Genomic DNA, 19,800 nt, shown 5'->3' on the forward strand with positions numbered 1-19,800 from the left:
ACCCCCCCCCCCCCCCCCCCGCCCCCCCCCTCCCCCCCCCCCCCCCCCCCCCCCCCCCCCCCCCCCCCCCCCCCCCCCCCCCCCCCCCCCCCCCCGCTGCTACGCGCTATGTGGTTATCTCATCACGACCAGCGCCGGTCAGCGCTCGTCGTTGGGGGCAACAGTTGGGGTTTCGCTGAGGCGAGCCGACTCGTCCAGGATGTCGGCGCCCTTTTCGCGCAGCGCTGCGATGTGCTGACGCCCATGATGGGCGCAGAACAGCAGCTCCCCACCCACAGGCAGGGTCGCGCGAATGTAGGCCTGGGCACCGCAGCGGTCGCAGCGGTCGAGGGCCGTCAGCGGCTTAACGGGGGCGAGAGCTCCAGTCACGTATCGCCTTTCGGGTCACCCCCGCCGAAGCGAGGATCTGGCGTCAGTCACTTGGAACAACATCTAACCGGACGTGGACGTTCCCAACCGCCCCCTCTCTACGCCCAGAGCAGAATGTGTCCGGAAGTAATGATGATCAGGCGCTTGGTAACAGGAAACGCGGCTCCATGGCAAGCTTGTACGCGCGCGTGTGGGAAGAACGGTAAGCTACGCACACGTGTTCGATGCCTAGACCCAGGGGAGCTGGAGTGACGCTAGTGGAGGCGGGTTACACGGCTCGTCACCTGTCGGTGCTTGAGGGCCTCGAGGCCGTTCGCAAGCGGCCCGGCATGTATATCGGGTCCACCGACAGCCGCGGGCTCATGCACTGCCTCTGGGAGATCGTGGACAACGGGGTCGACGAGGCGCTCGCGGGCCACTGCGACCGCATCGAGGTCGAGCTCCACGCCGACGGCTCCATCGAGGTGCGCGACAACGGCCGCGGCATCCCGGTGGACGTCGAGCCCAAGAGCGGCCTGGCCGGAGTTGAGCTGGTCTATACCAAGCTGCACGCGGGCGGCAAGTTCGGCGGCGGCGCCTACGCCGCGTCCGGCGGTCTGCACGGCGTCGGCGCCTCCGTGGTCAACGCCCTGTCCTCGCGGCTCGACGTGGAGGTCGACCTCCACGGCCGGGTGCACGAGATCAGCTTCCGCCGCGGCGTCACCGGCATCTTCGACGGTGAGGGGCCGACGGCCAAGTTCAAGAAGAAGTCCGGGCTGCGCGTCGGCGACAAGCTGCCGAAGAACGTCACCGGCACGCGCGTGCGCTTCTGGGCCGACAAGCAGATCTTCCTGCCCGACGCCGAGGTCTCGCTCGACGAGATCCACGTGCGGCTGCGCCAGACCGCGTTCCTGGTGCCGGGGCTGACCCTGGCGGTCTATGACAGCAGGCACGAGGAGCGCATCGAGGAGGAGTTCCGCTTCGACGGCGGCATCTCCGAGTTCACCGAGTTCCTGGCCCGCGACGAGGCCGTCTGCGACGTGCTGCGCCTGCAGGGCGCCGGCCACTTCCACGAGACCGTGCCGGTCCTCGACGACCAGGGCCACATGACGCCCACGCAGATGGAGCGCGAGCTCCTCGTCGACGTGGCGGTCCGCTGGGGCAAGGGCTACGAGTCGACCGTGCGCTCGTTCGTCAACGTCATCGCCACGCCCAAGGGCGGCACCCACCTGACCGGTTTCGAGCGCGGGCTGGTGCGCACCGTCAACGAGGTGCTGCGCGAGACCCGCCTGCTGAAAAACGGCGACGATCCGGTGACCAAGGACGACATCTCCGAGGGCCTGACCGGCGTGGTCACCGTGCGCGTCCCCGAGCCCCAGTTCGAGGGCCAGACCAAGGAGGTGCTCGGCACCTCCGCGGCCACCCGCATCGTCTCCCACGTGGTCTCCCGCGAGCTCAAAGAGCTGTTCGCCAACCCGCCGCGCGGCTACAAGCAGCCTCTCAGGGCCGTCCTGGAGAAGATCGTCGCGGCGGCCAAGGCCCGCATCGCGGCCCGCGAGCACCGCGACAACCAGCGGCGCAAGAGCGCGCTGGAAAGCTCCGCGCTCCCGGCGAAGCTGGTCGACTGCCGCAGCGACGACGTCGACCGCAGCGAGTTGTTCATCGTCGAGGGCGACTCGGCGCTGGGCACGGCCAAGCTGGCCCGCGACTCGGAGTTCCAGGCGCTGCTGCCGATCAGGGGCAAGATCCTCAACGTGCAGAAGGCGTCCGTGAGCGACATGCTCAAGAACGCGGAGTGCGCCGCCATCATCCAGGTGGTCGGGGCCGGCTCGGGGCGCTCGTTCGACATCGAGGCGGCCCGCTACGGCAAGGTCATCCTCATGGCCGACGCCGACGTCGACGGCGCCCACATCCGTTGCCTGCTGCTGACCCTCTTCCACCGCTACATGCGGCCCATGGTGGAGGCGGGGCGCGTGTTCGCCGCGGTGCCGCCGCTGCACCGCATCGAGCTGACCAACCCCGGCCGGGGCAAGGAGAAATACATCTACTGCTACTCCGACGGAGAGTTGCAGAAGGTGCTGCGCGATCTGGAGCGGCGCGGCAAGCGCTGGAAGGATCCGGTGCAGCGTTACAAGGGCCTGGGCGAGATGGACGCCGACCAACTGGCCGAGACGACGATGGACCCCCGCCACCGCATCCTGCGGCGGGTCCGCATCGAGGACGCCGAGGGCGCCGATGGCATCTTCAGCCTGCTGATGGGCAGCGACGTGGCGCCGCGCCGCGAGTTCATCGTCAACAGCGCCGCCGAGGTCGATCGCGACCACATCGACGCCTGACGCTCTCTGGCCCCGCCTACCGCCGGAGCACCTCCGCGGCGACGCACAGGGCTCAGCCTTCTGAGTCTTCCAGGCATGCCCGGGAGATGCCTGGCCCTGCGGTGTGCGGCGCTGGAGCGGCCCCTGAAGGGCGAAACGATCCCCCTCTGGGCCCCAAGGTCGTTTCGACGGTGGCGTGGCGACAGGGGCCGTTGGGGCTGCAGAGAGGCGTGCGCGGGCGATGAGGGCCGGCTCAAGGCTCCTGCGGGCCCGCGTACCCGAGCGCCTGGCCCAAGCAGGTGCCGATGCCGCGCTGACATTGCAGCACAACCAGCAGCGTGCCGATGAAGTGGTCGAGCAGATCAAGCTGGCGGGGACGGAGGGCGATCGCCGTGCGGGCGGACAGCGCCGACCCGGCGGCGGCGGGGCGCCGCAGGCTACGGGCGGCGTCAGGCCACGTTCGCCCTCTTCACGATCCGGTGTTGGCGAGGGTCGCCGGTGTCGCGGTCGCGCCGGGCGATGCAGCGGCGTTTCGCCTCCGCCCTCTGGCCCACCCGCTTGTCCCTGCCTGGCGGTAGGCCCTGGCGGTCCTCCAGCACGCCGACTCCTCCGCGGCATGTGTCCGCGACGCCGCTCCTCCGGGCGGCGGATCCGCCGGAGGAGGTCTCGGCGGTCGGTCGAGCGTGCGGTTCGGCGGCCGGTGCGTGCGTTCACCGCGCAGACCCGGGAGCCGGGCAGGTCGTCTCCGACGGGACGTCAGGCCGCGTCGGACACCTGTCTCGGGGCCGGGGTCAGCCGGCCGGTGTGGACATCGTAGATGGCGCCCGTCACCGGCAGGTCCTTCGGCAGGAACGGGGTGCTGCGGATCCGCATGAGGTCGTGACGCAGCGCCTCGTCCTGGTCGGGCACGGTGTGAAACTCGAGGCTGCGGGTGTCGACTCCCTGCCCGCTGGTGAGCGCGTGCACGTCGGAGTCCGTCACCTTGGACATGCCGCAGTCCGTGTGCGGCATCACCAGCACCCGATCGACGCCCAGCAGGTAGACGGCCAGCACCAGGGTCCGCAGTACGTCGTCCGTCACCCGGGCGCCCGCGTTGCGGAGGATCTTGGCGTCGCCCGGTTTGAGACCCAGCAGCCCGAGCGGGTCGATGCGGGAGTCCATGCAGGTCACCACGGCCAGCCCGCGGGCCGCCCGGCCGGTGAGGGTGGAGTTCTCGAACTCCTTGGCGAACGTCGCGTTGGCGGCGTACAGGTCGTCGAACGCTGTCATGACCACAAATATCCCTCACCCGCCGAATTTCATGCTCTCCGGGGGTCACGAATGGCCCGACTTGGCAAACCTCCCACGAATACCCATCGCTCTGCGTGATGATGTCGTAGCCGTATGTACGGGATCGAAGAAGGTTGCTCGTGAGTAGGTCCGAATCCCTTGCCGCGTTTCTCCGCGTTCAAGCCTGGCGTCGCCTCGACCGCGTGGAGTCGAACGACGGTGGCCGTAACGCCAGGAGCGCGCTGGCGCTCCTCGACACCGCCGCCTACGCGGCCGGTCTCCCCGACGACGATCCGCTGATCATCATGTTGGATGAGGCGGGTTGCTACGGGCCGCTGGGCTGCGAGGGCTTCGACCCGGGGGAGGCGGGCACCCGGCTGATCCGGCGCTGGGAGGGCGGCGAACCGCACGAACTGCTGCTCGCGATCCCGTCCGCCATCGCGGCCTCCGGTTGAGGGGACACGCGGGCGATCAGGCGGGTGCGTTGCCCGGCTTCCACTTGATGCCGCACCCGAGTGACGGGTGTTGTTCTTCCGGCACCGGGTCGCCCGCCAGCACGGCGTCGATGGCCGCCCGCAGGGACGCGCCGGTCACCGGTTCCGCGTTGCCCGGCCGCGAGCCGTCAAACTCTCCCCGGTAGGCGAGCCGCATCTGAGCGTCGTACAGGAAGAAGTCGGGCGTGCACGCCGCCCGGTAGGCCTTGGCCACCTCCTGCGTCTCGTCCAGCAGGTACGGGAACGTGAATCCGGCTCGCTCGGCCTGCTCCGCCAGGTGTGCCGGTTCGTCATCCGGGTAGTTCACGCTGTCGTTGCTGGAGATGGCGACGACCGACAGTCTCGCGCCGTAGCCGGCGGCCAGGGCTCCGATGCCGTCCTCGATATGCCGAACGTAGGGGCAGTGGTTGGACAGGAAGATCACCAGTGTGGCGGGAGAGCCTCTGAGGTCCTCCAGCGAGACGCTCCCGCCGTCGATGGCGGTCAGGTCGAAGTCCGGCGCGGGAGTGCCGAGCGGGACCATGAACGAGTTGGCAGCCATGGCAACATTCTTGTCTCCGATCGGCCAGGTAAAACAGGCCGGGAAGGTGAATCGATGAGCGGCATCGCGAGGTTCCGGAGCATCGTGTTGGACTGCCCCGACCCCGAAGGACTCGCGGAGTTCTACTCGCACCTCCTCGGGTGGCCGGTCACGTCCGTCGAGGAGGACTGGGCGGTGGTCTCCGACGGAGGGTCGTCCGGACGGCTGGCCTTCCAGCTCGCCCCCGACCACCGGCCGCCGGCCTGGCCCGACCCGCAGCACCCCCAGCAACTCCACCTCGATCTCACCGTGGACGACCTGGACGAGGCCGAGGCGCAGGCGGTCAAGATCGGGGCGCGCAAACACGAGCACCAGCCGAGCGAGGACGGCGCATTCCGGGTGTTCCTCGACCCGGCCGGGCACCCGTTCTGCCTCTGCGCCGGCTGAACGCGGGCTCCCGGTCCAGCGACCCCGGCCCGGGCCCTGGGGACTGCTCCCCGGACCGGACCGGGCCGCCGGGACCGGGTTGGGGACTGACCCCGCCCACACCGGGGCCAGTCCCCATCACCGCCGGGCGATGCGCCTGGAGACGACGTTCATGCTCACCGCGTCAGCGGATCGACCGGGCCAGCAGGTCCACCGCCTTCCTGTACGCGCCCGCCGCCAGTTCGTGGTCGGCCGCGGCGTGCAGGTCTGGCCGCTTGCCGGCGCGCTGCGCGACGTCCCTGGCGACCGAGACGAGCGTGTCCGCCGTGGCGTACGGGACGCTCCGCGAACGTTCGAGCAGCGCCGCGGCCGCTTCGAGCGTGCCCAGGACCACGCGTGTGTCACGGACGGAGCCGTCGGCGTGCCAGTGGCGGCCCGACAGGGCGGGCGCCAGCAGCAGGGCCGCCGTCTTGGACCGGCTGTCGCCGTGGGCGAGTTCGTGTCGTACGCCCTTGAGCCGCTCGCGGGCGCGGTCGGTGCGCAACCCCCACCCGTACGGGAACAGCGGATCGTAGGCGGCGTCGCCCACGTTGATCGGCAGTTGCTCCACCGAGCGGAACCAGGTGAAGGGCAGCCGCCCCGTGTACGGCACCGCACCGAACAGGGTGTCGGCCACGCCGTCGCCCTCGGTCCCCGGCAGCCACGAGGCGACCACGGATTCGACGCCCGACAGGTCGCCGAGCAGCATCGGACGCCCGGAGACCACCAGGACGGCGCACTTCATCGCCCCGCACACCCGGTCGACGGCGGCCCGGTCGGCGGGGGAGAGACCGAGCGTGCGGCCCGCGCGGCCCACGTCGCCCTGGCCCTCGGCGTACGGGGTCTCGCCCACCACCACGACGCCCACGTCGTGCCCCGCCAGGCCGGCTGAGGCGTCCCGCGAGTACGTCACGGATCCGGCACGCGACCGGACGGCCTGCAGGATCGTGGTGCCGGTGGTGATCGGACCGGACGAACCCTGCCAGCTGATCGTCCAGCCGCCCGACTGGTTGCCGATGTCGTCGGCGTTCGAGCCGGCCACGTACACCTTGACGCCGCGCCGCAGCGGCAGCAGGCCGCCCTCGTTCTTCAGCAGCACCTGCGATCTGGCCGCGGCCGTGCGGGCGACCGCGCGGTGCGCCGCCGAGCCGACGTCGCCGAGGCGGGAGCGGTCGGCGTACGGGCGTTCGAACAGCCCCAGCCGGAACTTCTGGGTCAGGATCCTGGCGACCGCGTCGTCCACTCGCGCGATCGGCACCCGACCGGCCTCGACCTCGGCCTTGAGCGCTGCGGTGAACTCGGGATAGGCGTACGGGACCATGATCATGTCGAGCCCCGCGTTGACCGACGTGCGCACGTCGCTCGGGTAGTCGCCGGGGATCTGGTCGATGGCCTGCCAGTCGCTGATCACGAAACCCTTGAACCCGAGCTCGCCCTTGAGCGTGCCGTTGATCAGCTCGTCGTGGGCGTGCATCTTGAGCGGCCCGTCGCCGAAGTCCACGCTGGAGAACGACGGCATCACGGTGGCGACGCCGCGCTTGACCGCCTCCTGGAACGGCGCCAGATGGATCGCCGCCAGTTCCTCGCGACTCGTCAGGGTGACGCCCTGGTCGATGGTGTAGTCGCCGGTGGAGGACGAGCCGTACGCGGTGCCGCCGTCGCCGGCGTAGTGCTTGGCGGTGGCCAGCACCCCGTTGTCCTGCAGCCCGTCGATGACGGTGGCCATCCGCGTCACCAGCGCGGGGTCCTCGCCGAACGACTCGTACGTCCGGCCCCACCGGTCGTCGCGCGCGACGCACAGGCACGGGGCGAAGTTCCACGGGATGCCGGTGGCCCTGACCTCCCTGGCAGTGATCTTGCTCACCTGCTCGGCGAGGTCGGCGTCGCGGGCGGCGCCCAGGCCGATGTTGTGGGGGAAGATCGTCGCGCCGACCACGTTGTTGTGCCCGTGCACCGCGTCGACGCCGTAGATCAGCGGCACCTGCAGGCGGGTCTGCCGGGCCTGGAGCTGGAAGGCGTCGATCATGTCGGCCCACCCCTCCGGCGTGTTCCTGGCGGGCGCCGACCCGCCGCCGGACAGGAGCGAGCCGAGCCGGTACGTGGCGATGTCGCTCTGCTTGGCCAGCGCGCCGCGCTCGGCCTGCGTCATCTGGCCGACCTTCTCCTCCAGCGTCATCCTGCCCAGCAGGTCGGAGACGCGGTCCTTGACGGGTTCGCGGGCGTTCAGGTACGGCAGGTCGTGCGCGTTGATGACGATGACCGGCGGCTCGGCCGGAGGCCGCGTGCCCGTGCCCGACAGCTCGATCGGGATGGTCTCCGCGACCTCGCTCTGCCGGTCCTTCCTGATCTCGACGGTGAACGTGCGCGCCGAACCGGAGGCGGTGCCCGCGGGGAACGCCAGCGTGCCCTCGGCCGGCGTGTAGTCGTCGCCGGGGGTCGCGGTGCCCGTACCTGTCCGGTAGTCCACGGCCAGGTCGGAGGGGAGCGGCTCTCCGGTGGCCGTGGTGACCGTGACGCTGACCCGTACCTTGTCCTTCTCGTCCACCGGGTAGACGGGCCGGTCCGTGGACAGCCGCACCGGGCGCGGGGGAGCGGTCCCGTACACCTGCACCTCGTCCCACCGCAGGGTGCCCTGCGCGGTGGGCAGGCGCATCCCGTAACCCCACATGGCGACCAGGTCCAGCTCGCCGTCGGTCGGGGCTCCGCCGGGCTGGTAGTCGGCGCGGCGGGTGAAGCTCTCGAACGGCACCCTCACCTGCCGCCAGCCCGCCGTGTCATCGGTGAACGACGACTCGAACAGCTCGGAGTTGCCAGGACCGCCGCCGCCGTCCTTGAGCTCGAAGAAGATCTTCTGGCCCGAGCCGGTGCCGTCCACCCAGAAGGAGAACCCCTCGTACGCTGACCAGTCCTGGGTGGCGGGCAGGTCGTGGGACCAGCCGCCCCATTGGCTCACGTCGTAGACCGAGGTGAGCGCCCGGTTCGTGGAGGGCGCCTCCGGCCGGGTGGTGTCGGGCCCGACGGTGAGCGCCGGGGTCGAGGCCGCGTCGTTGCCCCAGGCGTACACGCCGGCGGGCACGCCGTCCGACTCGAAGTCGGTGACCGTGAGCGGTTCGGCGGCGGCCGCGGCGTGTGGGGCGACGATCAGGGAGCCGGTCAGGGTCAGGGCCGCCGCCCATAAGGGTGGTCTGGATGGGAACACGGTACCTCCAGTCGAGGGGAGAGAGCGCTCTCCCAGACCATCGGAGGTAAGGCGCGTTTCATAACATCAGCCCGCCCAGCCCATGAGGACGCGGCCCACCGGGGCCGGGCGCTGCACGCGACCGGACCCGGCGACGCCGTCACACGCGCCGACCAGCCCCGCGCCACCGGCACGTGGGTGATCGCCGGGACCTCAAGGTGCGGAGTCGCCGGTGCCGGGACACTTTCCACCGCAGGCGGAGCCGGTGAACGTGCGCCCCGGTCACTCCTCCAGGGGTGTTTCGCCGTCGGCGGAGGACAGGGCGGCGGGATCGGCGGCGATGGCGCCGCCGATGGCGCCGATCGTGTGCGTGAGGCGGACGCCCGAGCCGTCGCGCCGGCCGAGCTCCTCCGGCAGCGGCACCGGCTTGCCCACCGTGGAGACCGCCTTGGCCGGAGCGGGGCCGGCCCAGGCCAGCAGGAGCTCGTCCTCGCCCTTCAGGAACCGCTGAGCCCGGACGCCGCCCGTGGCCCGGCCCTTCGCCGGGAACTCCGCGTAGTCGGACACCTTGCCGCCGCCCACCTGCGTGCCGGGCAGCGCCGTGGAGGAGCCGGCGATCGTGACCACGTGGCCGGGCCGCTCGGGGTCGACTGCGCCGAACCAGATCGCCCGCGCGTCACCGTCGAGGCGGATGCCCGCCACGCCCCCCGCGGGACGCCCCTGCGGGCGCACCAGCGTGGCGGAGTAGCGCAGGAGCTGGGCGTCGGAGGAGATGAACACCAGGTCGTGGCTCTCCGACACCAGCTCGACGGCGCCCACCACGCGGTCGCCCTCTTTCAGGGTGATGACCTCGAAGTCGTCGCGGTTGGCGGGGTAGTCGGGCACCACCCGTTTGACCACGCCCTGCGCCGTGCCCAGGGCCAGGCCGGGGCTGTCGGGGTCGAGGGAGCCGAGGCCGACGACCTTCTCGTCGGGCTCGAGCGAGACGTATTCGGAGACGGGATGGCCGCCCGACAACGACGGCGGGTTGGCCGACGGCGGCAGTGTCGGCAGGTCGACGACCTGGACGCGGATCAGCCGGCCGTGCGACGTGACCACGCCCACCTCACCGCGTACGGAGGTGCGGACGACGGAGACGAGCACGTCGTGCGCGGTGCGGTCGCCCTCGCCCGCCAGCGGCGAGGCGTCGGAGGTGCGGGCCAGCAGGCCGGTCGAGGACAGCAGCGCCAGGCACGGGTCGTCGGCCACCTGGAGCGACTGGATGGGGGTGCGGGCGACGCCCGGCGCCTCCAGCAGGACGGTCCGGCGCGGCGTGCCGTAGCGCTTGGCCACGTCGGCCAGCTCGCCCGAGACCACCTGGCGGAGCTTGGCCGGGGAGGAGAGGATCTCGGTCAGCGCGGCGATCTCGTCGCTGAGGGTCTGCTTCTCGCGGTCGAGCTCCAGCTTGTCGTATCTGGTCAGCCGGCGCAGGGGCGTGTCGAGGATGTAGGCGGCCTGGACCTCGGACAGCTCGAAGACGTCCATCAGGCGGGTGCGCGCCTGGGCGGAGTCGTCGGAGGAACGGATGACCTGGATGACCTCGTCGATGTTGAGCAGCGCGATGACGAGGCCGTCGACCAGGTGCAGGCGCTCCTCGCGCTTACGGCGCCGGAACTCCGACCTGCGGCGCACGACCTCGAGCCGGTGGTCGACATAGACCTGGAGCATCTCGCGCAGCCCGAGCGTGCGGGGCTCGCCGTCGACGAGGGCGACGTTGTTGATGCCGAAGGTCTCCTCCATCGGCGTCAGCCGGTAGAGCTCCTCCAGCACGGCCTCGGGGATGAACCCGTTTTTGATCTCGATGACCAGGCGCAGGCCCTTGTGCCGGTCGGTGAGGTCTTTGAGGTCGGCGATGCCCTGCAGCTTCTTACTGGTCACCAGCTCTTTGATCTTGGTGACCACGCGTTCGGGGCCGACGTTGTAGGGGAGCTCGGTGACGATGATGCCCTTGCGGCGCGGGGTGATCTGCTCGACCGTGCACGTGGCGCGCATGCGGAACGTGCCACGCCCCGTCTCGTACGCGTCGCGCACCCCCTGCAGCCCGATGATCGAGCCGCCGGTCGGCAGGTCGGGCCCCGGCACGAACTTCATCAGCTCGTCGAGCGTCGCCTCCGGCTTCTTGATCAGGTGGCGGGCGGCGGCCACGACCTCGGTGAGGTTGTGCGGCGCCATGTTGGTGGCCATGCCGACCGCGATGCCGCTCGTGCCGTTGACCAGCAGGTTGGGGAAAGCCGACGGCATGACCGTGGGCTCGGTCTCCTGGCCGTCGTAGTTGGGCTTGAAGTCGACGGTGTCCTCGTCGAGCGACTCGACCATGAGCATCGCCGCCGGGGCCAGCCTGGCCTCGGTGTACCGCATGGCGGCGGGTGAGTCGTCGGGGGAGCCGAAGTTGCCGTGGCCGTCGACGAGCGGCAGGCGCATGGAGAACGGCTGCGCCAGCCGGACGAGCGCGTCGTAGATGGCGCTGTCGCCGTGGGGATGCAGCTTGCCCATGACGTCGCCGACGACGCGCGAGGACTTGACGTGGCCGCGCTCGGGGCGCAGGCCCATCTCGCTCATCGAGTAGAGGATGCGCCGCTGCACCGGCTTGAGGCCGTCACGGGCGTCGGGCAGGGCGCGCTGGTAGATCACCGAGTAGGCGTATTCGAGGTAGCTCGTGCGCATCTCGGAGGAGACGTCGATGTCGACGATCCGCTCCTCGAAGTCCTCAGGTGGGGGTGCAGTCGTGCGTCGGGCCATCTTGTGCTGCGCGGCTGCCTCGGTCGTCGCGCCGAGGGGAAGCGCATCCTCCTTCTGTCCTTGTGCGGTAACCGTAACCGTCAGCCCGGCAGAGCGGCGTCAGGTCGGCGGGTGGGGCGTCGACGTAAGCTCTCCCGGTCGCGGCGCGACGGCGGCCGAAGGCGCGCGCGGGCACGAGACCGGTGCGGGTGTGACGTTTTCTCCCCTGGAGATGATGGCACGAGCCAGGCGCGCTGTGACGTATCCATGGCGTTGCTCATGCCTTCGCCGGCCGCACGCGGGGCCGCGCGGGCGAGGGCCGCTGCCGTCAAGACGCCTCCTCGGTGATGATCCGGTTGCCGGGGAGTGTGCGGTGTGCGCGTCGCCGGCGTCAAGATGATACGCGATCCCCCGCCACTTCTCGTAAACATGTTCGATGTCCTGCCATTCTTGACCAAGCAATTGCTTGGGTGTTACGTTCCGGACACGAGGGTCCCGTCGTCTCCGGAGGCGTCATGATCGAGTTTCATCCCGTGACGAAGCACATCGGCGCCGAGGTCACCGGGGTCGATCTGCGCAAGCCGCTCTCCCCGGAAGAGGTCACGACCCTGCGCGAGGGCTGGCTCAAGCATCTCGTCCTGTTCTTCCGCGACCAGAACATCGACGACGAGCAGCACCTGCAGTTCGCCCTCAACTTCGGCACGCTCAACCATCCCGCCTTCAAGAAGGACGCCGGCAGCCCCATCCACGTGCTCGACCAGACCTCGCCCAAGGGCGAAGGCGGCGACGAGTGGCACAGCGACAACACCTTCGAACCCACTCCGCCGATGGGCTCGCTGCTGCGCTGCGTCCAGTTGCCCAGCGTGGGCGGCGACACGTGCTGGGCCAACACGTACCTGGCCTACGAGACGCTCTCGCCGTCGCTGCAGCGGTTGTGCGACGAGCTGACCGCCGTGCACGACATCACGATGTCGATGAAGAAGGCCATCTCGAAGGGGCACCCGTTCGACCTGGCCGAGATCCAGGCGAAGTGGCCGCCGATCGAACGCCCGGTCGTCCGCGTGCACGCCGAGACCGGCCGCAAGGCCCTCTTCGTCAACCGCGCGTCGACGACCCGCCTGGTGGGGCTGAGCGACCGGGAGAACGAGGCGCTCCTGCCCTTCCTGATCGACCACATCCGCTCGCCCGAGTTCCAGCTCCGGCTGCGGTGGCGGCCCGGGACGCTGGCCTTCTGGGACAACCGCCCCACCCAGCACTACGCGGTCGCCGACTACACCGAACGCCGCCGGATGCACCGCGTCACCATCAACGCCTTCCCGGAGCACGCCGACGCGTAGCCCTCACGGCACCTGCCCGCGCATGCCGTAAAAGATGCTGGTTTTGCGGGCCTCGCTCACCACGGCGCCCGGGAGAGCTGGTAACAAGGGAGGCATGATTGACGCCCCCGATGTCGGGATGCTACGGGAAGAGGCCGAGACGCGGCTGCGGGCGCTGGCGGGCGAGCACGCCGTGCTCCGCGACGACCAGTGGGCCGCCATAGAGGCGCTCGTGATCGACCGCCGCAGGGTGCTCGTCGTGCAGCGCACCGGCTGGGGCAAGTCGGCCGTCTATTTCGTGGCCACCGCGCTCCTGCGCGAGCTCGGCGAGGGCCCCACCGTCATCGTCTCCCCGCTGCTGGCCCTCATGCGCAACCAGATCGCCGCCGCCGAGCGGGCCGGCATCAGGGCCGTCACGATCAACTCCGCGAACCCCGAGGCGTGGGAGGAGATCTACGGTCAGGTCGCCGACGGCATGGTCGACGTGCTGCTGGTCAGCCCCGAGCGGCTCAACAACCCCGACTTCCGCGACAACGTCCTGCCCGAGCTGGCCGAGAGCGCCGGGCTGGTCGTGGTCGACGAGGCCCACTGCATCTCCGACTGGGGCCACGACTTCAGGCCCGACTACCGCAGGCTGGCCACATTGTTCGGGGACCTGCCGCCGGGCATCCCCGTGCTCGCCACCACGGCCACCGCCAACGCCCGCGTCACCCGCGACGTGGCCGAGCAGTTGAGCCTTCCTCCCGAGCTCCGGCCCGAGGGCGGCGACGACACGCTCGTCCTGCGCGGGCCGCTCGAACGCGAGAGCCTGCACCTGAGCGTCGTCCGCCTGCCCTCCGCCGAGCAGCGGCTGGCCTGGCTGGCCCAGACGCTGCGCGAGCTGCCCGGCTCCGGCATCGTCTACACCCTCACCGTGGCCGCCGCCCACGAGATCGCCGGATACCTGCGCGAGCAGGGGCTCGAGGTGGCCGCCTACTCCGGCCAGACCGAACCGGCCGAGCGGCTGGCGGCCGAGGAGGCGCTGCTCCGCAACCAGATCAAGGCGCTGGTGGCGACGAGCGCGCTCGGGATGGGGTTCGACAAACCCGATCTCGGGTTCGTGGTGCACGTGGGGGCTCCGCAGTCGCCCGTCGCCTACTACCAGCAGGTCGGCCGGGCCGGGCGCGGCGTCGAACGAGCCGAGGTGATCCTGCTGCCCGGCACGGAAGACCGCGACATCTGGGCCTATTTCGCCTCGCTGGCCTTCCCGCCCGAGCCCGTCGTACGCACCACGCTCCAGACCCTCGAGGAGCGCGGCGTCATGTCCACCCCCGCGCTCGAAACGGCCGTCGACCTGAGCCGGGGCCGGCTGGAGATGATGCTCAAGGTCCTCGACGTCGACGGCGCCGTCCGCCGGGTCAAGGGCGGCTGGGAGGCCACCGGGCAGCCGTGGGCCTACGACACCGAGCGGTACGCCCGCATCGCCGCGGAACGCAAGGCCGAGCAGGACGCCATGCTCAGCTACCTGACCACCTCGGAGTGCCGGGAGCGGTTCCTGCGCGGGCACCTCGACGACGAGACCGCCACGCCGTGCGGCCGCTGCGACAACTGCACCGGCACGCACCGCTCGACGGAGATCGGCGCGCAGGCCGTCGAGGGCGCCCGCGAGCGCCTGAGCAGGCCCGGTGTCGAGATCGATGCCCGCAGGCAGTGGCCCACCGGGCTGCCCGACCTGTCTGGCCGGATCAAGCCCGAACTGGGCGCCGAGCCCGGCAGGGCGCTGGGGCGGCTGACCGACATCGGGTGGGGCAACCGGCTGCGCGAGATGTTCAGCGCCGGCGACGGGCCGATGGCCGACGACATGTTCGCGGCCGTGGTGAAGGTGTTGTCCGCGTGGGACTGGCGCGAGCGCCCGGTGGCCGTGGTCAGCGTGCCGTCCGCGACGCGGCCCAAGCTGGTGCGCACGTTCGCCGAACGGCTGGCCCAGGTCGGGCGGCTGTCCTACCTGGGGGAGCTGGGCTACCGCGCGGGCTCGCCCGGGCAGCAGTTCAACAGCGCCAAACGGGTGCAGGCGATCAGGGGCACGCTCGCCATGCCGAAGGACGTGGGCGCCGCGATCGCGCAGTGCGGCGGCCCGGTCCTGCTCATCGACGACCGTGTCGACACGGGGTGGACGATGACGCTGGGCGCGGCCATGGTGCGCCACGCCGGGGCGCCCGCCGTGCTCCCGCTCGCCCTGGCCACCACGTCCTGACCACCACGTCCTGACCGGCGCGTCCTGACCGGCGCGTCCTGACCGGCGCGTCCTGACCGGCGCGTCCTGACCGGCGCGTCCTGACCGGCGCGTCCTGACCGGCGCGTCCGGTCAGGTGAGACCCGCCGTGACCGGTTCGTAGTCGCCCATGGACCGGGCTGAGCGCTCAGGCCGGCGCGGCGTCAGGCAACCCTGTGATCAGCGCGTGCCAGGAGGTGCGTCCACCTCGGCGTCGAGCCGGTGGTCCGCCCAGACGTAGCTGTCGGGAAGCAGATCGGCGATGGAGACCGTACGGAGTCCGTCGCGTGCGCCGACGATGACCTTGAGGGCGGGGAAGTAGTCGAGCAGGACCTGGCGGCAACGGCCGCACGGCGGCACGACGCCCCGGTCGCGGTCGCCCACCGCGACGATGGTGTCCAGCTCGTAGACGCCCTGCGCGGCGGCCGCGCCGATGAGGACCAGCTCCGCGCAGGGGCCGCCGGTGAAGTGGTAGGCGTTCACCGCCGTGACGATCCGGCCGTCGTGGTCGCGGGCCGCGGCCGCCATGGTGTGGTTGTCGCCCCGGCAGCGGGTGGCAGCGACCTGTGCCGCGGCCCGGATCAGTTCACGGTCGACGTGGTCGAGCTCTGCGGTCGTCATCTCTGCCTTCATACGCTCGACGGGGCGAGAACGGCAGGCCGTGTCCTGTCGGCTTCGATTGCCCGATCCGCCGGCCCGCCCGTGTTCGTCCTGGGCGTCCGGCGTCGCGTGAACGTGCTGGTCGGGCACTAGAACGGGGGACGCGCACCCAGGTGCATGATGGCCTTGGCCGCCAGGCGGCACCCCGACGCCAGCGCCTCCGCAGGCGGCTTGCCCTCAAGCCACGGCGGCAGGAACCCGGCGGAGAACGCGTCACCCGCACCGGTGCCGTCGACGATCTTGTCGACCGGCTCGGCGGCGACCCTGACCGGATCGGGGCGGCCGTTGGTATACCACAGCGCGCCCTCGGCGCTCATCTTGATCACGACCTGCGGGAACCACGCGGTCAGCACCTTGGCGGCGGCCTCGGGCTCGTCGCGGCCTGTCAGGACCTTGGCCTGGTCGATGTTGGCGAACAGCAGCTTGGCGCCGTTGGTCCACTCGAGGAACGGCTCGGCGCCCGTGCGCTCCAGCGGCGCGGACGAGGCGCAGTCGACCGAGATCGACATGCCGGTGCGCCTGGCCATGTCGAGCGCCGCGAGACCGGCGTCGCGCGAACCCTCGTTGATCAACGTGTAGCCGGACAGATGCAGATGGGTGCCCTGGCCGAACAGATCGCGCGGCAGGTCTTCCGGCGACAGCGCCGCGTTGGCGCCAGGGTCGGACAACATGGTGCGCTCGCCCTTGTGCGTCACGAGCACCACGCAGGTGCCGGTGGGCCGCTCAGGGTCCATGACGAGCCGGGCGTCGACGCCGTAGCCCATCAGCTCCATGTCGCGGTTGCGCCCCGTGATGTCGGCGCCCCTGCGGCCGATGTAGGCCACCTCGGCGCCCTCGACGGCCAGCCACGAGGCGATGTTCGCCCCCGAGCCCCCGCCGTGCATCGTCACGATCGCCGGGGTGTCGCTCGCCCTGGCGAGCGCATAACGGGCGCGCGCGACCGCGTCGGTCATGAGATCGCCCACCACGACGACCCGCGTCATGATGTCACCACCTTGCTGCCTTCGGAACGAGCCTGGCCACGGCAAAACTAACAGCTTCCGGGCTGCTCGTGGGACGGACCCATCACACAGGGCAGCAGTCGATGCACAAGCGTTGCCCAACTGGGGCCCCGGGTCTTGGCATGTGGGACGCGGGTTTACGCTCAGGACTGTGGAGGAACAGTATCCGGCTCACTGGGAGGCGGATGTCGTCCTGGCCGACGGCGGCACCGCACACGTCAGGCCGATCAGGCCCGCCGACGCCGATCGTCTCCGTTCCTTCTACTCCCGTCTGTCCGACGAGTCGATCTATTTTCGCTTCTTCGGGCCCCGGCCGCGGCTGTCCGACAAGGAAGTCGCCCGCTTCACGAACGTCGACTACGTCACCAGGGTCGCGCTGATCGCCACCATCGGCGACGAGATGGTCGCCGTGATCCGCTACGACCGCACCGGTCCCGGCGAAGCCGAGGTCGCCTTCCTCGTCGAGGACGCGCACCAGGGCAGGGGAGTGGCCTCCGTGCTCCTGGAGCACCTGGCGGCCACGGCCCGCGAGCGCGGCATCGAGCGCTTCGTCGCCGACGTCCTGCCCGCCAACATGCGGATGACGGGCCTGCTGCGGCAGGCGGGCTACACGGCCCAGAGCCAGTTCGCCGACGGCGTCGTACGCATGACGCTCGACCTCACCCCCACCGACACCTCAGCCGAGGTGAGGGCCGCCCGCGAGCACCGCGCCGAGGCCAGGTCCATCGCCCGGCTGCTCACCCCCGGCTCCGTCGCGGTCATCGGAGCCTCGCGCGAGCCCGGAGGCGTCGGTCAGAGCGTCCTGCGCAACCTCCTGGCCGCCGGCTTCACCGGCCCCGTCTACCCCGTGCACCGCGAGGTGCGTGCCGTGCACGGCGTACGCGCCTATCCGAGCGTGACGGCGATCGACGACGAGGTCGACCTGGCCGTGGTGGCCGTGCCTGCCGAGAGCGTGCTCGACGTGGTCAAGGAGTGCGCGGAGAAGGGCGTGCACGGGCTGGTCGTGGTCTCGTCGGGGTTCGGCGAGACGGGCGCGCGGGGCCGGGCCAGGCAGGACGAGCTCGCCAGGATCGCCCGTTCCTACGGCCTGCGCGTCGTCGGCCCCAACTGCCTCGGCATCGCCAACACCGACCCGGCCGTCAAGCTCAACGCCACCCTCGCCCCCACCGTGCCCGGCCGGGGCAAGGTGGGGTTCTTCAGCCAGTCGGGCGCGCTCGGCACCGCGCTGCTCCAGCGGGTGGCGCAGCGTGGCATGGGCATCTCGTCGTTCGTCTCCGCGGGCAACCGGGCTGACGTGTCCGGCAACGACCTGCTGCAGTATTGGGAGGAAGACGACTCCACCGATGTGATCCTGCTCTACCTGGAGTCGCTCGGCAATCCGCGCAAGTTCACCCGGCTGGCCCGGCGCATCGCCCGCCGCAAGCCCATCGTGGTGGTCAAGAGCGGCGGCACCCCCGCGGGGCACTCGGCGGAAGAGCTCGGGCTGCCCGACTCGGCGATCAGCTCCCTGTTCGAGCAGGCGGGCCTCATCAGGGTGGACGATCTCATCCAGCTGTTCGACGTGGGGCAGGTGCTGGCGTACCAGCCGCTGCCCGCCGGGCCCAAAGTCGCGCTCGTGACCAACTCCGACGCGCTCGGCCTGCTCGCCGCCGACGCCTGCCTCGCCGCGGGCCTCGAGCCCCGCCCGCCGGTCAACCTCGGTCCCGGCGCGGGCCCCTCGGAGTTCGGCACGGCGCTGGCCGGCGAGTTGTCCTCCACCGACGTCGACGCCGCCGTCGTGATCCACATGCCGCCCATCCCCGGCGCGTCCGACGAGGTGGCCGCCGAGCTGCTGCGCGTCTCCAAGGACGTCGCCAAGCCGGTGGTGACCACGTTCCACGGTCATCTGGGCATGCATCCGGCGCTGCGTGTCGGGACCGGCTCCGCGACGCCCGGGAGGTGCTCCATCCCCTCTTACGCGGCGCCCGAGGAGGCAGTGAGGGCGCTGGCGCACGTGGTGCGGTACGCGAGGTGGCGGGCGCATCCGGCGGTGCCGCCACCGGAACTCGACGGCATCGACACCACCCGCGCCCGATCCCTGGCCCGAACCGCCCTGGCCGCCGCCCTCGCCGGAGAGGCGACCACATCGCGAGACACGGCCCCCACCGCGGCAGCGGACGAGAGGACCACTGGTGCCTCGCGGGGAGAGGCGGTCGCCGCCTCGCCCGACGGATCGCCAGGTACGGCGACCACCGGGCCGTCCGGTGGCTCGTCCGGTGAGGCCGCCGTCACGTCGCCCGGTGAGCCGCCGGGTGAGATGGCCGCCACGTCGGCCGCCACGTCGGCCGGTGCGGCGTCCGGTGCGGCGTCCGGAGCGCCGGCCGAGACACCGGCTGGGACCCCAACGGGGACACCGGCTGGAACACAGTCCGGAATGCCGTCCGGGACGCCGGGCGGAGGGCCGGACGCCGGGCGGCTCGGCTCGTCGGGTGTGTTCGCCGAGCCGGGGCCGCCGGTCGAGATCGACCCCACCGAACTTCTGTCCTGCTACGGCCTGACCGTGTGGCGGGCCGAGCTGGTGCGTTCCGCCGATGAGGCGGTGGCGGCGGCCGAGCAGCTGGGCTGGCCCGTGGTGGTCAAGGTCGCCGACCCGGGCGCCTCACGCAGAGCCGGGACGGTGCGCCTGGGGTTGACGGGGCCGGAGATGGTCCGCAACGCCTACACGGAGTTCGCCGTGCAACTGGGCGAAGGAGCGGAGCTCGCGGTCCAGCGGATGGCTCCGCAGCCAGCCGTGCCGACCGTCGTGGGCGTCATCGAGGACCCCGCCTTCGGGCCGGTCGTGTCATTCGGGCTGGGCGAGGTGACCGCCCGGCTGCTGCAGGACCAGGGTTTCCGCCTGGCGCCGCTGACCGGCGAGGACGCCGCCGCGCTGGTGCGCTCCGTACGCGCGGCTCCGCTCCTGTTCGGCGAGTACGGCTACCCGCCCGTGGCCGTCGGCGCCCTGGAGGATCTGCTCGTACGCGTCGGCCGCCTGGCCGGTGACCTGCCGGAGCTGGCCCGGCTGGACCTCGACCAGGTGCTCGTGGGGGAGTCGGATGTCATGATCCTCGGCGCCCGCGCCACCCTGCGCACACCGGCGGGCCCGCGTCTGGACGGTGGCCCGCGCCGGCTCTCCTGATGCGCCTTGAGCGAATGCAGGGAACAGAGTGCTCGGTGTTACCTGTACACAGACCGTTATAGAGCGTTA

At 71.1% G+C, this 19,800-nt stretch carries 13 protein-coding genes; 6 read left to right on the forward strand and 7 right to left on the reverse strand.

From position 1 onward, the window contains the following. Positions 1-138: 138 nt before the first annotated feature. On the reverse strand, positions 139-369 hold the full coding sequence (locus ACZ6SA_RS28730) for a DUF7455 domain-containing protein (RefSeq protein ID WP_132342023.1): 231 nt from the start codon (positions 367-369) through the stop codon (positions 139-141). A gap of 224 nt (positions 370-593) precedes the next feature. Here ACZ6SA_RS28730 and ACZ6SA_RS28735 point away from each other — a divergent pair, with 224 nt between their 5' ends. Next, on the forward strand, positions 594-2,684 hold the full coding sequence (locus ACZ6SA_RS28735) for a DNA gyrase/topoisomerase IV subunit B (protein WP_465831580.1): 2,091 nt from the start codon (positions 594-596) through the stop codon (positions 2,682-2,684). Positions 2,685-3,419: 735 nt separating this feature from the next. Here the strand turns inward: ACZ6SA_RS28735 and ACZ6SA_RS28740 are convergent. Then, positions 3,420-3,932 (reverse strand): beta-class carbonic anhydrase, encoded by a 513-nt coding sequence (locus ACZ6SA_RS28740; RefSeq protein ID WP_347646979.1) that lies wholly within the window; start codon positions 3,930-3,932, stop codon positions 3,420-3,422. A 203-nt stretch (positions 3,933-4,135) separates the two neighbouring features. Between ACZ6SA_RS28740 and ACZ6SA_RS28745 the strand changes: the two genes are divergently transcribed. After that, positions 4,136-4,387 (forward strand): hypothetical protein, encoded by a 252-nt coding sequence (locus tag ACZ6SA_RS28745; RefSeq protein ID WP_347646978.1) that lies wholly within the window; start codon positions 4,136-4,138, stop codon positions 4,385-4,387. A 16-nt stretch (positions 4,388-4,403) separates the two neighbouring features. Here ACZ6SA_RS28745 and ACZ6SA_RS28750 read toward each other — a convergent pair whose 3' ends face one another. Further along, on the reverse strand, positions 4,404-4,967 hold the full coding sequence (locus ACZ6SA_RS28750; RefSeq protein ID WP_347646977.1) for a thioredoxin family protein: 564 nt from the start codon (positions 4,965-4,967) through the stop codon (positions 4,404-4,406). Between the two features lie 54 nt (positions 4,968-5,021). Between ACZ6SA_RS28750 and ACZ6SA_RS28755 the strand changes: the two genes are divergently transcribed. Then, positions 5,022-5,393 carry a VOC family protein gene (locus ACZ6SA_RS28755; RefSeq protein ID WP_465831583.1) on the forward strand — a complete coding sequence of 124 codons (372 nt, stop codon included), beginning with the start codon at positions 5,022-5,024 and terminating at the stop codon, positions 5,391-5,393. Positions 5,394-5,556: 163 nt separating this feature from the next. On the opposite strand, the gene ACZ6SA_RS28760 is transcribed toward ACZ6SA_RS28755, so the two are convergent. Together ACZ6SA_RS28760 and ACZ6SA_RS28765 are read right to left on the reverse strand one after the other, a co-directional pair. Next, positions 5,557-8,610 carry a glycoside hydrolase family 3 N-terminal domain-containing protein gene (locus tag ACZ6SA_RS28760; protein ID WP_465831585.1) on the reverse strand — a complete coding sequence of 1,018 codons (3,054 nt, stop codon included), beginning with the start codon at positions 8,608-8,610 and terminating at the stop codon, positions 5,557-5,559. 261 nt (positions 8,611-8,871) lie between these two features. Further along, positions 8,872-11,367, reverse strand: coding sequence for a DNA gyrase/topoisomerase IV subunit A (locus ACZ6SA_RS28765; RefSeq protein WP_465831587.1), 2,496 nt, complete (start codon positions 11,365-11,367; stop codon positions 8,872-8,874). A gap of 494 nt (positions 11,368-11,861) precedes the next feature. On the opposite strand from ACZ6SA_RS28765, the gene ACZ6SA_RS28770 reads away from it, so the two are divergent. Together ACZ6SA_RS28770 and ACZ6SA_RS28775 are read left to right on the forward strand one after the other, a co-directional pair. Then, positions 11,862-12,683: a TauD/TfdA dioxygenase family protein gene (locus ACZ6SA_RS28770; protein WP_347646973.1), complete on the forward strand. Its 822-nt coding sequence runs from the start codon at positions 11,862-11,864 to the stop codon at positions 12,681-12,683. 94 nt (positions 12,684-12,777) lie between these two features. Beyond that, positions 12,778-14,895, forward strand: a complete 2,118-nt coding sequence (locus tag ACZ6SA_RS28775; protein ID WP_465831589.1) for a RecQ family ATP-dependent DNA helicase — start codon at positions 12,778-12,780, stop codon at positions 14,893-14,895. A gap of 198 nt (positions 14,896-15,093) precedes the next feature. Here ACZ6SA_RS28775 and ACZ6SA_RS28780 read toward each other — a convergent pair whose 3' ends face one another. After that, positions 15,094-15,534 carry a cytidine deaminase family protein gene (locus ACZ6SA_RS28780; RefSeq protein ID WP_465831591.1) on the reverse strand — a complete coding sequence of 147 codons (441 nt, stop codon included), beginning with the start codon at positions 15,532-15,534 and terminating at the stop codon, positions 15,094-15,096. A gap of 128 nt (positions 15,535-15,662) precedes the next feature. Beyond that, positions 15,663-16,556 (reverse strand): carbohydrate kinase family protein, encoded by an 894-nt coding sequence (locus ACZ6SA_RS28785; RefSeq protein ID WP_132603920.1) that lies wholly within the window; start codon positions 16,554-16,556, stop codon positions 15,663-15,665. Positions 16,557-16,725: 169 nt separating this feature from the next. On the opposite strand from ACZ6SA_RS28785, the gene ACZ6SA_RS28790 reads away from it, so the two are divergent. Continuing rightward, a complete protein-coding gene (locus tag ACZ6SA_RS28790) occupies positions 16,726-19,731 on the forward strand; it encodes a bifunctional acetate--CoA ligase family protein/GNAT family N-acetyltransferase (protein ID WP_465831594.1) in 3,006 nt (1,001 codons plus the stop codon). Positions 19,732-19,800 lie beyond the last annotated feature (69 nt).

Source organism: Nonomuraea sp. NPDC049378 (assembly GCF_055586745.1).